The organism is Methylophilus sp. (assembly GCF_008015755.1).
Classification (GTDB): Bacteria; Pseudomonadota; Gammaproteobacteria; order Burkholderiales; family Methylophilaceae; genus Methylophilus.
On record NZ_SSGF01000015.1, the window covers coordinates 51788 to 65548 of the forward strand.

13 protein-coding genes are annotated in these 13761 nt (G+C 54.6%); 2 read left to right on the top strand and 11 right to left on the bottom strand.

Annotated elements, in window-relative coordinates; genetic code table 11:
- Positions 1-90 precede the first annotated feature (90 nt).
- The 4 genes from dnaJ to waaC form a co-directional block, all read right to left on the bottom strand.
- Entirely contained in the window at positions 91-1218 is a 1128-nt protein-coding gene (gene dnaJ, locus E6Q52_RS06250) for a molecular chaperone DnaJ (protein ID WP_292819897.1), read from the bottom strand.
- A gap of 116 nt (positions 1219-1334) precedes the next feature.
- The gene (gene dnaK, locus E6Q52_RS06255) at positions 1335-3257 is read right to left on the bottom strand and encodes a molecular chaperone DnaK (RefSeq protein ID WP_292819900.1); all 1923 of its coding nucleotides are present in this window, start codon (positions 3255-3257) and stop codon (positions 1335-1337) included.
- A gap of 103 nt (positions 3258-3360) precedes the next feature.
- Positions 3361-3894: a nucleotide exchange factor GrpE gene (grpE, locus tag E6Q52_RS06260; protein WP_292819903.1), complete on the bottom strand. Its 534-nt coding sequence runs from the start codon at positions 3892-3894 to the stop codon at positions 3361-3363.
- A 126-nt stretch (positions 3895-4020) separates the two neighbouring features.
- Positions 4021-5019 carry a lipopolysaccharide heptosyltransferase I gene (gene waaC / locus E6Q52_RS06265; protein ID WP_292819906.1) on the bottom strand — a complete coding sequence of 333 codons (999 nt, stop codon included), beginning with the start codon at positions 5017-5019 and terminating at the stop codon, positions 4021-4023.
- Positions 5020-5022: 3 nt separating this feature from the next.
- Here waaC and E6Q52_RS06270 point away from each other — a divergent pair, with 3 nt between their 5' ends.
- Entirely contained in the window at positions 5023-6156 is a 1134-nt protein-coding gene (locus E6Q52_RS06270) for a glycosyltransferase family 4 protein (RefSeq protein WP_292819909.1), read from the top strand.
- Here the strand turns inward: E6Q52_RS06270 and E6Q52_RS06275 are convergent.
- Genes E6Q52_RS06275 through bioB form a run of 6 tightly spaced genes read right to left on the bottom strand, consistent with a single transcriptional unit; the run spans position 6153 to position 11691 of the window.
- Positions 6153-7205, bottom strand: a complete 1053-nt coding sequence (locus tag E6Q52_RS06275; RefSeq protein ID WP_292819912.1) for a rhomboid family intramembrane serine protease — start codon at positions 7203-7205, stop codon at positions 6153-6155. The genes E6Q52_RS06270 and E6Q52_RS06275 overlap by 4 nt on opposite strands.
- Entirely contained in the window at positions 7205-7849 is a 645-nt protein-coding gene (gene bioD, locus E6Q52_RS06280; protein ID WP_292819914.1) for a dethiobiotin synthase, read from the bottom strand. The genes E6Q52_RS06275 and bioD overlap by 1 nt, the downstream gene beginning before the upstream one ends.
- 2 nt (positions 7850-7851) lie before the next feature.
- Positions 7852-8727: a malonyl-ACP O-methyltransferase BioC gene (gene bioC, locus E6Q52_RS06285; RefSeq protein ID WP_292819916.1), complete on the bottom strand. Its 876-nt coding sequence runs from the start codon at positions 8725-8727 to the stop codon at positions 7852-7854.
- A complete protein-coding gene (gene bioH, locus E6Q52_RS06290) occupies positions 8727-9518 on the bottom strand; it encodes a pimeloyl-ACP methyl ester esterase BioH (RefSeq protein WP_292819919.1) in 792 nt (263 codons plus the stop codon). Before bioH ends, bioC begins: the two co-directional genes overlap by 1 nt.
- Positions 9515-10699 (bottom strand): 8-amino-7-oxononanoate synthase, encoded by a 1185-nt coding sequence (bioF, locus tag E6Q52_RS06295; protein WP_292819922.1) that lies wholly within the window; start codon positions 10697-10699, stop codon positions 9515-9517. Before bioF ends, bioH begins: the two co-directional genes overlap by 4 nt.
- Entirely contained in the window at positions 10699-11691 is a 993-nt protein-coding gene (bioB, locus tag E6Q52_RS06300) for a biotin synthase BioB (RefSeq protein WP_292820113.1), read from the bottom strand. Before bioB ends, bioF begins: the two co-directional genes overlap by 1 nt.
- A gap of 103 nt (positions 11692-11794) precedes the next feature.
- Here bioB and E6Q52_RS06305 point away from each other — a divergent pair, with 103 nt between their 5' ends.
- Positions 11795-12556: a ComF family protein gene (locus E6Q52_RS06305; RefSeq protein WP_292819925.1), complete on the top strand. Its 762-nt coding sequence runs from the start codon at positions 11795-11797 to the stop codon at positions 12554-12556.
- A gap of 22 nt (positions 12557-12578) precedes the next feature.
- On the opposite strand, the gene E6Q52_RS06310 is transcribed toward E6Q52_RS06305, so the two are convergent.
- Entirely contained in the window at positions 12579-13754 is a 1176-nt protein-coding gene (locus E6Q52_RS06310; RefSeq protein ID WP_292819928.1) for a lipopolysaccharide assembly protein LapB, read from the bottom strand.
- Positions 13755-13761: the final 7 nt, after the last annotated feature.

The window sequence follows — 13761 nt, forward strand, 5'->3', positions numbered from 1 at the left end:
CACTGTTTAATAAAAACAGTAAAAAAACAAACGACTGATAGTCTAGCAGAATCCTGCTTGCCAGACGATCAGCCGTGAGATTACAAAAAACTAACTGAAAAAGTCGCGCGCTTTATCAACCCAGCTTTTATTCTTGGGGCTGTGTTTACCAGCATCGGCTTGCGTGCTGCTTTCAAATTCGCGCAGCAGGTCTTTCTGCTTCTCGGTTAAGCGCACCGGCGTTTCAACCACCACATGCACCATCAAGTCACCATGCTCACTTGAGCGTAAAGGCTTGATGCCTTTACCACGCAAGCGGAACACGCTGCCGGTTTGCGTTTCAGCTGGGATTTTCATCTTGGCGGCGCCATCCAGCGTAGGCACTTCGATTTCGCCCCCCAACGCTGCCGTGCTAAAACTGATCGGCATTTCGCAATGCAGATTGGCACCATCACGTTGAAAAATCGGGTGCTCTTTGAGATGCACAACAACATACAAATCACCGGTTGGCCCGCCATTGACGCCGGCTTCGCCTTCACCGCTCAAGCGGATACGATCGCCTTCGTCGACACCCGATGGAATCTTCACATTGAGGGTTTTGTTTTGCTTGACGCGACCACCGCCATGGCAAGTCGGACAAGGCTCTTTCACCATCTTGCCAGTGCCATGGCATTTGGGGCAGGTTTGCTGCACAGAGAAAAAGCCCTGCTGCATACGCACCTGGCCGTGGCCATTACACGTCGTACACGTCACTGGTGAAGTACCTGGGCGCGCGCCCGAACCATGACAGGTTTCGCAGCTGGTTTGCACCGGGATGCGAATCTTGGTCTCTGTCCCCTTGGCGGCATCTTCGAGCGAAATTTCCAGGTTGTAACGTAAGTCAGCACCGCGATAGACATTGGAGCGCTGATTGCGGGCACCCCCAAAAATATCCCCAAAAATATCGCCGAAAGCGTCACTGAAATTGCCGGAGTTAAAGCCACCAAAACCGCCGCCACCCATGCTGGGGTCTACCCCGGCGTGACCATACTGGTCATAGGCGGCACGCTTCTGGTCGTCGCTCAGCATTTCATAAGCCTCTTTGGCTTCTTTAAAGCTTTCTTCGGCTTTCGGGTTATCCGGGTTGCGGTCCGGGTGAAACTTCATGGCCAGCTTTTTAAAGGCTTTTTTAATTTCCTCTTCGCTGGCGTCGCGGTTCACACCTAACACTTCGTAATAATCTTTTTTTGCAGCTGCCATAGTTTTTCCGTTTAACGCGCTTGCGTCATAAAGACAAACACACCCGCGATGCGCGTAGTGTGTTTGCCGACATCATTGAAAAAGGGCGAGTATCTGCATACCCGCCGTTTTCACGCTTAGTCTTTTTTAACTTCTTCAAACTCGGCATCCACCACATCGCCTTCAACCGTTTTTTCACCTTCAGGTTGTTGTGCGCTCTCGGTGTTGGCCTGCGCTTGTTGCTCGGCGTAGACTTTCTCACCCAGTTTTTGTGAGGCTTCCATCAAGGCATTGGTTTTGGCTTCGATCACTTCTTTGTCATCGCCATCTTTGGCCACGGCTTCGAGGTCTTTGATCGCGTCTTCGATCTTGGCTTTTTCGTCTGCCTCAATCTTGTCGCCATGCTCAGCCAGTGATTTTTTCACGCTGTGCAACACACTGTCAGCCTGGTTACGGGCATCGACCAGTTCACGCAGTTTTTTGTCTTCATCAGCATATTTCGCCGCATCCTCTTCCATGCGCTGAATTTCTTCTTCAGACAAACCGGAGTTCGCCTTGATGGTGATTTTGTTTTCTTTGCCGGTGGCTTTGTCTTTGGCAGACACATGCAAAATACCGTTGGCATCGATGTCAAACGTCACTTCAATTTGCGGCATGCCACGTGGGGATGGTGGAATGTCGCTCAGGTTAAACTGGCCCAGGCTCTTGTTGCCAGAGGCCATTTCACGCTCGCCTTGCAGCACGTGAATGGTCACGGCGTTCTGGTTATCTTCGGCAGTCGAGAACACTTGTGATGCCTTGGTCGGAATCGTCGTGTTTTTCTTGATCAGCTTGGTCATCACGCTGCCCAACGTCTCAATCCCCAGTGACAACGGTGTCACGTCCAGCAGTAACACGTCTTTGACGTCGCCTTTCAATACGCCACCCTGAATCGCAGCACCTACCGCTACGGCTTCATCCGGGTTCACGTCTTTACGTGGCTCTTTGCCAAAAATCTCTTTCACTTTTTCTTGCACTTTTGGCATACGGCTTTGACCACCAACCAAAATCACGTCAGAAATATCAGACGGAGACACACCCGCATCTTTCAAGGCAGTTTTACAAGGTGCAATCGTGCGCTCGATCAACTCTTCCACCAGTGATTCCAGTTTGGCACGGGTGATTTTCACCACCAAGTGCTTAGGACCGCTGGCATCTGCCGTGATGTAAGGCAAGTTCACTTCAGTTTGCTGTGCGCCAGACAATTCGATCTTGGCTTTTTCAGCAGCTTCTTTCAAACGCTGCTTGGCCAGCAAGTCGTTGCGCAGGTCCAGGCCGTTTTCTTTTTTGAACTCATCCGCCAAAAAGTCGATGATGCGGTTATCGAAGTCTTCACCACCCAAGAACGTGTCACCGTTGGTAGACAACACTTCAAACTGGTGTTCGCCGTCGATTTCAGTAATTTCGATAATCGAAATATCAAACGTACCGCCTCCCAAGTCATACACCGCAATTTTGCGGTCGCCTTCTTGTTTGTCCATACCGAACGCCAACGCAGCTGCGGTTGGTTCGTTAATGATCCGTTTCACATCCAGGCCAGCAATACGGCCTGCATCTTTAGTTGCCTGACGCTGGCTGTCGTTAAAGTAAGCAGGCACAGTAATCACGGCCTCGGTCACTTCTTCGCCCAGGTAGTCTTCAGCGGTTTTCTTCATTTTGCGCAAGACTTCGGCAGAAATTTGCGGTGGCGCTTGTTTGTTGCCACGCACTTCTACCCAAGCATCGCCATTGTCGGCTTTGGCAATGGTGTAAGGCATCAGGTCGATGTCTTTTTGCACTTCTTTTTCGTCAAAACGGCGACCGATCAAACGCTTCACCGCAAACAAGGTGTTTTTCGGGTTGGTCACGGCCTGGCGTTTTGCCGGTGCGCCGACCAGAATCTCGCCATCTTCCTGATAAGCGATGATAGAAGGCGTAGTACGTGCGCCTTCAGCGTTTTCAATCACACGTGGCTTGCCGCCTTCCATGACAGCAACGCAAGAGTTGGTCGTCCCCAAGTCAATACCGATAATTTTTGCCATATTGTATGTTCCTTAAATTCGTTAATCTTTAATCTACTGATGCAGTGAACATTGGGATGCTGAGACAGATTTCAAGCCCCTGTTCATTAAATGGTCTTTAGGCCTACTTGGCCTGAATCACGGTCACCAATGCCGGACGCAATACGCGCTCATTCAGGCTGTAGCCTTTTTGCAACACGCTCAACACGGTATTTGGCTCACCTTCGGCAGGCACCATGCTGATGGCCTGATGTTTGTTCGGGTCAAACTTTTCACCCAGCGGGTTAATCTCGGCAATATTGAACTTCTCAAATACGCTCAACAATTGCTTGGCGGTCAGCTCCACGCCGTTTTTATAGCTGGCGACTTCGTTGCTTTCTACTGCCAAAGCCGCATCCAGGCTATCTTTGACTGCCAGCAGTTCACCACTGAATTTTTCCAGCGCAAACTTGCGGGCCTTATCAATATCATCAGACGCGCGACGACGAATATTTTCGCCTTCCGCTTTCACATACAGTACTTGTGCCTTGGCTTCTTCGAGCGCGGCTTCCAGCGCAGCAATGCGTGCTTCTTGAGTATCAGCCGGGCTGGCCTGTGCCGCCTCATTCAAGGCGGATTCGTCGGTGTTCACCTCGGTAGGTGTATTTGCTTCTTGCATGCAGCTCCCCTTTTTGTTCAACACTGTTCACCTGAAACAGTTTTATGCAGACTGTTTCAATATTTCTACAATGTTGGGATGCCCCTACTGATTTCAAGGGTAAAGCATGCATTTGTGCATGATTTTTTAGAAATGGCTGGAAACTGCACTCACCATGGTGGACACCTCTGCGACGACTGCCGCAACGGATGGCACTTGCCCCTTACCACCGAGATTGACCGCAGGCGCCACGCGGCCGCCTGCCACCCCGGTAAACGCCGGTTCGGTATCGGTATACAAGGCAACAATGGGGATATCCAGCGCGGCGGCCAGATGTGATAAACCGGTATCCACGCCCACGGCAAAGCGTACCTGCGGCATTTGGCTAGCCAGTTGTTGCAGCGTCAGTTTAGGCAGCACTAACGCTTGCGGCACGTGCGCTGCAATCCGTTCCGCACGCGCTTTTTCGCTGTCACTGGCCCAAGGCAACCACATATGCAACCCTTGCGCAGCATAATGCTGCCCCAAGGCGACCCAATGCGCTTCCGGCCATAGTTTGCTATCGCGACTGGTGGCATGCAGCGCTAAAAAAGCCTCGACTGGCGTGTGACGCCCCAAACCCACTAGCCCATAAGCTGGCTTGTTTTGTGGCACCGCATAACCGAGCGCCAGCGCCGCCAGTGTGCGCATACGCACCACCGCGTGCTGGCGATAACTAATGGCGTATTGATGCTGGTAAAAACGGCTGGCCAGTGGTTCGCGAATCGAGTGCTTGTCGTAGCCATGGCGCGGCGCGTGCGCCCACGTCGCCATGACCGCGCTTTTCACCAAGCCTTGTAAATCCAGCACCAGATCATAAGGGTGTGCTGCCACAGCCTGCTTCACGGCAGCGATTTCACGCCAGGTCTGGCAACGCCACCATTGCTTGCGCCAGCGGCGAACGGCCACCGTAAACACTTGCTGCACCCGCGGATGCAGGCGGGGAATATCGGCAAAACTTTCTTCTACCAGCCAGTCGATCTGCGCATCAGGACAGTATTGCAGGATATCCTCCACAACAGGCAGGGCATGGACCACGTCGCCCATGGAGGTGGTTTTGACAATCAGGATGCGTTTCATGGCCGCTATTTTCGCATACAATGCCATCGCATGAAGTTTGCGTTTCTCATATTCAAATACTTTCCTTACGGCGGTGTGCAGCGCGATATGCTGCGCATTGCCAGAGACTGCGTCGCCCTCGGCCATGAGGTCACGATTTTCACTGGCGAATGGCGCGGTGCGCTGCCACAGGACATCAGCGTCCATCTGTTAAAAGCCAGCGGCTGGCTCAATCACCATAGACACCAATCGCTGATCAAGCAAATGCAGCAGGCGGTACAACAGCAAGGGTTTGACCGCGTGGTGGGTTTTAACCGTATGCCCGGGCTCAATGTGTATTTTGCCGCCGACCCTTGCTACGCCGAGCGCATGTCGCACGAACCCTGGTACAAAAAACTGTCTGGCCGCTATCGTTTCTTTTCGGCCATGGAACACGCCGTCTTCGGCAAACAGGCGTCGACGCAGATATTGCTGCTGAACCAGCATGACCAGGCGATGTTCCAGCGCTGGTATGGCACAGACGCTGCGCGTTTCCACCTGATTCCGCCCAATATTCCGCTACAACGGTTCAACGACCTTGCAGCGCAAGATCATCGCGCCTATGTACGCAGCAGCTTTAATCTGCCTGACGATGCCATTGTCTTGCTGACGGTGGGCTCGGCGTTTGTGCGCAAAGGCGTAGACCGGGCGATAGAGGCCTTAAGCAGCTTGCAAGAAGACCTTAAACAACGCTGTTGGTTATTGGCGGTGGGCGAATTTGAATCCAGCAGCAATATGCAGGCCTATGCCGAACAACGCGGGATTGCCGACCGCTGCATAGAAGCAGGCGGCCGCCCGGATATTCCGGCACTGATGTTAGGCTGTGATCTGCTGATTCATGCGGCACGCTCGGAACTGGCGGGTATTGTGCTGATTGAAGCCATGACGGCGGGCCTGCCGCAAATGGTGACCGGCGTCTGTGGTTATGCGGGCTATATTAGTGCGGCGCAGGCTGGCCTGGTGTTAGCAGAGCCGTTTGATCAGGCAGCCATGAATCGGGCCCTGGTTGAGATGCTGCGCCAATTATCAACCCAAGCCTGGTCAGACAATGCCAAGGCGTTTGTGCAGCGCATGGCGGCTTCGCAACTGGCCCACCCTGAAGCCAATATCATTGCGTCGCCACCTTCTGGCGAACAAGCGCCTTAAGGGCTTGCCGGTTTGCCCGGCATAAATGGCACATTGCGTAACTTGTCTGCCGCCGCTTTGCTGGCTTCGCTGCGTTGCAAGGCATAAGCTTTCGCCTGTTCTAATAAGGCCGCAGAAGGCAAGTTAGGATCTTCCGGCAACGCTGACAGTTTCTCAAAACTCTGCTCATAAGGTGTCGCGACCTGGGCATCAATCTGCGCCGCTAACTCATCAAAACTGACACTGCCTTCACGGCCTTCGAGCATAATCTGCCGCCACTTTTGCTGTGCCTGCTGGTCAATCTGATTGAGCTTTTGCACCTGCTTTTGTATCGCGATTTCTTGTTGCCAGCGATATTTTGGCGCAGGCAAATGGGTCACCAAGACAAACAGCGCTACCACCCATGATATGGCCGCCAGCCATTGCGTCAGCGTTAATTGTTTGCTGGGCACAATCGTGGTCGGTAACAACAGCGCCGCCATCACCATGCCAGTGGCAAAGCCGCCAATATGCGCCGAATTATCAATGCCGGGAATGATGTAGCCCATGGCAATGGTGAGGGCAGAAAACAGCAGCGCGCCCCAAAACAGCCAGCGGAACTCCTGCACTTGCATCTGGCGCCGACCAAACCAGACATACACCAGCAGCGCACCATAAATCCCAAAAATGGCCCCGGAGGCCCCGCCAGATACCGCATCATTGCCTTGGATCACCAACGACAACAGATTGCCACCGACGCCACTGATCAAGTAAATCACCACAAAACGCACGGCGCCGAACATGCGCTCGACCAGTTTGCCGCCATCCCACAGGGCCAGCATATTCATGCCCAAGTGCAAGGCGCCAAAGTGCAGAAACATCGCACTTGCCAGTCGCCACCATTGGCCATCGGCAGTGGCCGGGGCAAAATTGGCGCCCCAGGTCAGCTGCACGGTATTGGGCGAATGCCAAAAACCAGCGCCGCCAAACAACATGACCACAAACACCAGCACATTCAGCATGATCAGCAGCCGCGTCATCGGCGGCACCGGCGCGCGTAACTCAATGCGGTTGAGCAGTGACTGATCCATTAGCTGAGCGATGCCTGAAATGGGACTTGCAGCACCGGGGGCTGTTGCAAGCCTGTGATCAGGCTCTGCAAGTTTTCTTGTGGCACGGACATCTGCGGGTCTATGTTGTTCGCCACCCAGCCACAACAATCGATATTCCGTTGCTTGAGCACCTGTGCCGTGAGCAGCGCATGATTAATACACCCCAGTCGCATGCCCACCACCAGCAATGCCGGGAGCTGTAATGCCTGAATTAAATCAGCGATGGTTTGGCTGCCATTGAGCGGCACCAGCAAGCCGCCTGCCCCCTCGACAATCACGACATCGGCCATGCTCGCCAATTGCGCATAGGCCGCTTGAATGACGTGAAAGTCGATCGTCACGCCCGCCTGGGCCGCTGCGATATGCGGCGCAATAGCCGGTTCAAAACAATAGGGGTTAATGAGCTCGGGCGGCGCACTCACATTAGACGCAGCGGTTAATTGCAACACATCGTCATTTTGCCAGCGGCCATCCACCCATGCACACCCGGACGCAATTGGTTTCATGCCGATCACGGTCAAGCCTTGCGCGATCAGTTGCTGCATCAGGCGCACGGTAACCGTTGTTTTACCAACCCCGGTATCCGTGCCAGTGACAAAAAAATGACGTGGCAAGCTGTGCATGATTACTCTGCATGCGCCGCTTTGCGCGGCATAAACTGTACCGGACTGCTACCCGGCGCGGTGTAAGGTTGACTGCCCGTCCAGGCATGCACAAACACCACTTCATAGGTGGCTGGCAGTTTACCTTCGTGGCGAAACGCCTCATAGCCTTGACGCAGCTGCTGTAAAAAGCCTTTGCCGCTCAAGCCCTTGGCACGACCAGCGGTGGCGTTGTGCGCACCAATCGCCTTGAGGTCGCGCATCAAAGATTCCACCGTGTCATAGGTTAAGGTGTAATGCATCACATCCAGCACCGGCGCGCTGAAACCCGCGCGCGTCAGCGCATCGCCAATATCATGCATATCAATAAACCGGCTGACATGGGTATGGTCTGCGCCAGACGCGGCGCGTAACTCTTTGAGCGTATCCGGGCCCAGGGTAGCAAACATCAGCAGGCCGTTCGGGCGCAATACGCGGCGCCATTCTTGCAAGGCGGCATCGAGATCGTTACACCATTGCACAGCGAGGTTGGACCACACCATATCGACACTGGCGGTCGCTAGCGGCAGCGACTCGATATCGGCACAGACAAAACGTGGTTTGGCCTGCCAGAACCGATACCTGGGAAATAAGGCACGACTGCGTGCCAGCATGCCTTCGGCAATATCCAGCGCAATGCCCTGTGCGCTTTTAAAGTGTTTGAGCAAGGCATGCAAGCCATGGCCGGTGCCGCAACCGGCATCCAGAATCACGGCGGGTTCGAGTTTAACCACATCCAAGCGACTGAGCATTTCTTTACGCACCTGGCGCTGCAAAATGGCGGCGGCATCATACTTTTTGGCGGCGCGGTGAAACGACTGCCGCATGCGCGACTTGTCGATCTGGTAAACATCCTGCATTAGCTGCTCACTTGCTGTGTGGCCTGGTCATCGGCCATAAATGCTTCAACAGTCTCGCAGAAAGCATCCGCATGTGACAAGAATGGCGCATGCGCCGCCCCGGCCATCACGCGTAACTGCGCGCGCTGTAAATGCATGGCCAACCAATGTGCGGCGGCCACCGGCGCGAGTGTGTCGCGGTCACCATGTATCAGCAAGGTCGGCTGAAATATCCGACCCACCTCTTCACGCAAATCGGTTTGCAGCAAAATATCCAGCGCCTGGTTGAGGTTGTCTTGCGTCGGTGTTGGTTTGGCCGCGAAGGCAGTGCGCAACTGACGCACGGTCGCGCGGGCATCTTTGGCGTGCATGCATTGCAGGGTTAAAAAATTCAGCAATGTCGCGTTAAAGTCCTGCTCAAAGCGCTGATTAAACTGCTCAAAATGTCTGGCGGCAATACCGTTTGGCCAATCCGGCTTGCTGACAAAACAAGGGTTGGTCCCGACCAGAATTAACTTCTCGACGCGGTCAGGTTGGTTCAGCGCAATCTGTTGCGCCACCAGGCCGCCTAATGACCAGCCTAGAATCGTCGACACGCCAGGAATCTCTTCGGCCACCGCTTCAGCCAGGCTATGCAAATGGTAAGGGTACACCGGGCGGCTTTGGCCCATGCCAGGCAAATCCACCAGAAATAAACGGTAGCTAGCCGACAGACGCTTGACCACGCGCTCCCAGACCGCACTGTTCATCGCCCAACCATGTAGCAACACGAGCGGCTTGCCCTGCCCCATGATTTCGATAAAACAACTCATGCCTGCGTCCCGGCCGGAATCTCAAGCTCGGCGGCATGCAGGGCCGCAATCAATGTACGCACGTTCGCCTCGCTGTGCGCAGCCGAGAGTGAAATACGCAAACGCGAGGTATTGGCAGGCACGGTGGGCGGACGAATCGCTGGCACCAGAATGCCACGTGCCTGCAGATATTGACTCAACGCCAGCGCCTCGTGCGTGTCACCAACGACCAAGGGCTGAATCGCTGTTTCAGAGGGCAGCAGGTGCCAGCGTGACAGTGATAGCTCACTTTTGAGCAAGGTAATCATGTCAAACAATTGTTTTCTGCGCGCATCGCCCTGCTCTATTTCTTTGACCGAGGCCAGCAAGGCGGCTGACAACGGTGGCGGCGCCGGGGTGGTGTAAATATAGCTATTGGCGTATTGAATCAGGTAGTCGATGACAATTTTCCCGCCAGCGACAAAGGCGCCAGCCACGCCCGCGGCCTTGCCCAGTGTGCCCATCATGATTAAACGTGGCGACTGCAAACCCAGGTGCTTGAGCGAACCGCGACCTTGTGGCCCCAGTACACCAAAGCCATGGGCATCATCTACGTACAGATAGGCATCGTAGCGCTCACACAGCTCGAGGTAAGCGGCCAAGGGCGCCAGATCGCCATCCATGCTGAACACCGCATCGGCCGTCACCAGTTTGTGGCGTGCCGTGCTGGCTTGCAACAATTTTTCAAGCGCAGCCACATCATTGTGCGCAAAGCGGTGATGCGTGGCCCGTGACAAAAAGGCGCCATCATTGAGGCAAGCATGGTTGAGCTTATCGGAAAACACGGCATCGTCACGCCCCATCAAGGCACTGATGACGCCAATATTGGCCATATAGCCAGTCGAAAACAGCAAGGCCGCCGGTTGGCCGACAAACGTCGCCAAGACCTGCTCCAACTGGTCATGATAACGGTGGTGGCCAGTGATTAAATTGGAGGCACCACTGCCGACGCCAGCTTCGGCCGCCGCGGTTTGCAGTGCGGTCACCAGCGCAGCATCATTGGCCAGGCCCAGGTAGTCATTACTGCAAAACGACAGAAATGGCTGGCCATTGGCCGTAATATGCTCGGCTTGCGGCGAGTCCAGCAAACGGCGCTGGCGCATCAGGCCCAGGGTTTGCCGCTTGTCGAGGTCGGCGCGTAAAGACTCCAGCAAATCGCTCATTAGATTTTCTTCAGGCCCAACTTGGCGAATAACACGTTATCTGACTCGACTTCAGGATTACCAGTCGTCAGTAATTTTTCACCGTAGAAAATACTATTGGCACCGGCATGGAAGCATAGCGCCTGCACGGCCTCGCCCATGCTCTGGCGGCCTGCGGACAAACGCACAAAGCTGGTTGGCATGGTGATACGCGCAATCGCGATGGTGCGTACAAATTCCAGCGGATCGAGTGGCTCGGTGCCATGCAATGGCGTGCCTTCCACTTGGGTCAGCAAGTTAATCGGTACGCTCTCTGGTGGCTGCTCCATATTGGCCAGCTGCGCCACCAAGCCTGCACGTTGGGCACGGGTTTCACCCATGCCAATAATGCCGCCACTACACACATTGATATTCATGCTGCGTACACGGTCCAGCGTATCCAGGCGGTCCTGGTAAGTACGGGTGGTGATCACATCCCCATAAAACTCTGGTGCGGTGTCGAGGTTATGGTTGTAGTAATCCAGCCCAGCCTCTTTCAATTGCTCGGCTTGGCCATCTTTGAGCATACCCAACGTGGCGCAGGTTTGCAGCCCCATGGCCTTCACTTCAGAAATCATTTTTAACACTGGCTCGAGGTCACGTTGCTTGGGGCCGCGCCAGGCAGCGCCCATGCAAAAACGGCTGGCGCCACTGTCTTTGGCGGCTTTGGCCGCCGCCAATACCTCATCCAGTTTCATCAACGGCTCATTTTCAACCTCGGTGTGGTAACGCGCCGCTTGCGGGCAATAGCCACAGTCTTCAGAGCAGCCGCCAGTTTTAATCGACAGCAAGGTACTCACTTGCACCGCATTCGGGTCGAAGTGTTCTCTGTGCACGGTGTGTGCCCGATCTAGCAAGTCATTGAATGGCAACTCAAACAGTGCCATGATGTCTGCTACCTGCCAGCGCTCTACCGTAGGGTGGCAGACAGACGACGGTTTTAAGCCATCGAGGTTAATAACGGAGGTTTGCATTTCGCTGTGACAACCAGCCGCAGAAGTTTGTTGTTCCATAAACACCATGCCATAAAAATTGTATGAATAACTCGAGCGAATTATATGTTGTTTAAAATATCACGTGAAAAATTTTTACAATAGATTAAAATTTAATCACATTAAGGTTTACCAGCAGCTACAGCAATGGCTGGGGACCAGCTTGCCGTGCGTGCTGTGTGATGCGCCAGCCACGGCGCCTAATCACGCACACTTGGCACTTTGCGCCCATTGCATCGATGTATTACCTTGGTATCACGCACCACGTTGCCCGCAATGTGCCCTGCCCACCGTCTCAGGCACACTATGCGGCATCTGCCTGCAACACGCCCCGGCCTTTGACCACACACTGACGCCATTCCGTTATGCCTATCCACTCGACAGGCTGCTGCATCAATTCAAATACCATCAACAGCTGTCGTTAGGCCATTTGCTGGCTAACAGCCTGCTCAGCCCATTATCAACCCTGACAGAAAACGCACGGCCAGAGGTCGTGATGGCCATGCCTATGCACCGCAATCGGGTGCAAGCACGTGGATTTAATCATGCACTGGAACTGGCGAAACAGGTGCAGCAACAGTGGCAGATACCGCTGGACATTGCAGGATGTACGCGTGTGCTTGATACGCCGACGCAGGCCGGCATGGATATGAAAACCAGAACACGTAATCTGCGCGGCGCCTTTGCCACGCAGCGGTCATGGCAAGGTCAGCATGTGATGGTGGTGGATGATGTGATGACCACAGGGGCCAGTATGCACGCAGTGGCTAAGGTATTAAAACAGGCTGGGGCTAGCCGGGTGACGGCACTGGTGCTGGCGCGGACATTAAAAAGCGACGAGCCCTGATATGACGATGCGCACGTAATCCCTATTCACTGCGCACGACCGCCGTGCCGCCCAACTGGCGAATACGCTGCCCAACAAACTCCGACAAACGATCACTTAAAGGCAGGTTATACGCTTGCTGCAATTGCTGCAGAGCTTGAGCAGGCTGGCCTGCGGCCTGCAAAGAAATCGCATATGCCACAATCCACTGCGCATGCCCGGGACGCAATAAGATTGCGCGTTCAAAATGCGGTAACGCGGCCGCATGTTGGCCGCTTTGCTGATAGGCCATGGCCAGCATCCATTGTGATTCAGCATCTTGCTGCAGCTGGTTGGCAACCGGTTTTAGGGTTTGCAACACGGCGTCTGGCTGGGCGTGTGCCAGTTGCCACTTGGCCAGCGATCTGGACAAGCCAATTTGCCCTGGAAACTGCTTGATCCCCGCTTGCAACACCGCTACCGCCTCCGGCTCCTGTCTTGCCTCGAACAAATACGCCGCCAATAACTGCCGCGCATCTTCTGACTGCGGTGCGGTGGTCATTGCCTGGCGCAGAATCATCAGTGCCTCGTTCAGACGCCCTTTCTGCTCCTGGTCAACCGCACGTTGAATCTGCACATTCACCTCTTGTTCGGGGCGCATCTGCTTATTCACCACGCCTTGAGAGCCAGCCTCTTCATCCTGCATTCTGGCCGGTTTGGTGGCATTGCCAGCACTCATTGGCGGCTCAATGGCGCTGACGACGGGGTTGGCCGTCGCAATCGTAAATTCGCCCTCCACCTGCGGCTGCGAAGCGACTTTCGGCAGCACTGGTTTGCTGGTCCCTGTTGGGGCGACTGCAGCAGGCATCGCTGCTGTGGCCGGTTTTTGCCATGCGCTAAACAAGGCTTTGGTTAACTGTGGCGGTGCCCAGGCGGGTGTATCCGTCACGACGGGCCTGGCTTCCACAGCGGCGCTTGCAACAGCAGCCGAAAGGGTAGGCGTCACCGCAAGGTGATCGACGGATGCGGGGTGAAAACGTGCCACCAAACTGGGCCAATTGAGCAGCAAGCCGCCAATCAATGCCAACAGCAACAGCCCTCCCAGTAACTTGTGCCCCCAGGCAGCCGTCGCATCGCCTTGATAGGACAGCACTGGCTTCACCTGTCCGGCCCAGCCATCGACTGCCGCAACGCCCTGGCGCGCCTCAACGTTTTGCAATACCTGATTAATTAAACTCAAGTGTTTC

What these genes read in the sequence shown, in the direction of transcription:
- waaC (WP_292819906.1), bottom strand. Translation starts at nt 5,019, where the DNA reads ATGGCATTGTATGCGAAAATAGCGGCCATGAAACGCATCCTGATTGTC.
- bioF (WP_292819922.1), bottom strand. Translation starts at nt 10,699, where the DNA reads ATGAGCGATTTGCTGGAGTCTTTACGCGCCGACCTCGACAAGCGGCAA.
- bioB (WP_292820113.1), bottom strand. Translation starts at nt 11,691, where the DNA reads ATGCAAACCTCCGTTATTAACCTCGATGGCTTAAAACCGTCGTCTGTC.
- dnaJ (WP_292819897.1), bottom strand. Translation starts at nt 1,218, where the DNA reads ATGGCAGCTGCAAAAAAAGATTATTACGAAGTGTTAGGTGTGAACCGC.
- bioD (WP_292819914.1), bottom strand. Translation starts at nt 7,849, where the DNA reads ATGCACAGCTTGCCACGTCATTTTTTTGTCACTGGCACGGATACCGGG.
- bioH (WP_292819919.1), bottom strand. Translation starts at nt 9,518, where the DNA reads ATGAGTTGTTTTATCGAAATCATGGGGCAGGGCAAGCCGCTCGTGTTG.
- dnaK (WP_292819900.1), bottom strand. Translation starts at nt 3,257, where the DNA reads ATGGCAAAAATTATCGGTATTGACTTGGGGACGACCAACTCTTGCGTT.
- grpE (WP_292819903.1), bottom strand. Translation starts at nt 3,894, where the DNA reads ATGCAAGAAGCAAATACACCTACCGAGGTGAACACCGACGAATCCGCC.
- bioC (WP_292819916.1), bottom strand. Translation starts at nt 8,727, where the DNA reads ATGCAGGATGTTTACCAGATCGACAAGTCGCGCATGCGGCAGTCGTTT.
- E6Q52_RS06275 (WP_292819912.1), bottom strand. Translation starts at nt 7,205, where the DNA reads ATGGATCAGTCACTGCTCAACCGCATTGAGTTACGCGCGCCGGTGCCG.
- E6Q52_RS06270 (WP_292819909.1), top strand. Translation starts at nt 5,023, where the DNA reads ATGAAGTTTGCGTTTCTCATATTCAAATACTTTCCTTACGGCGGTGTG.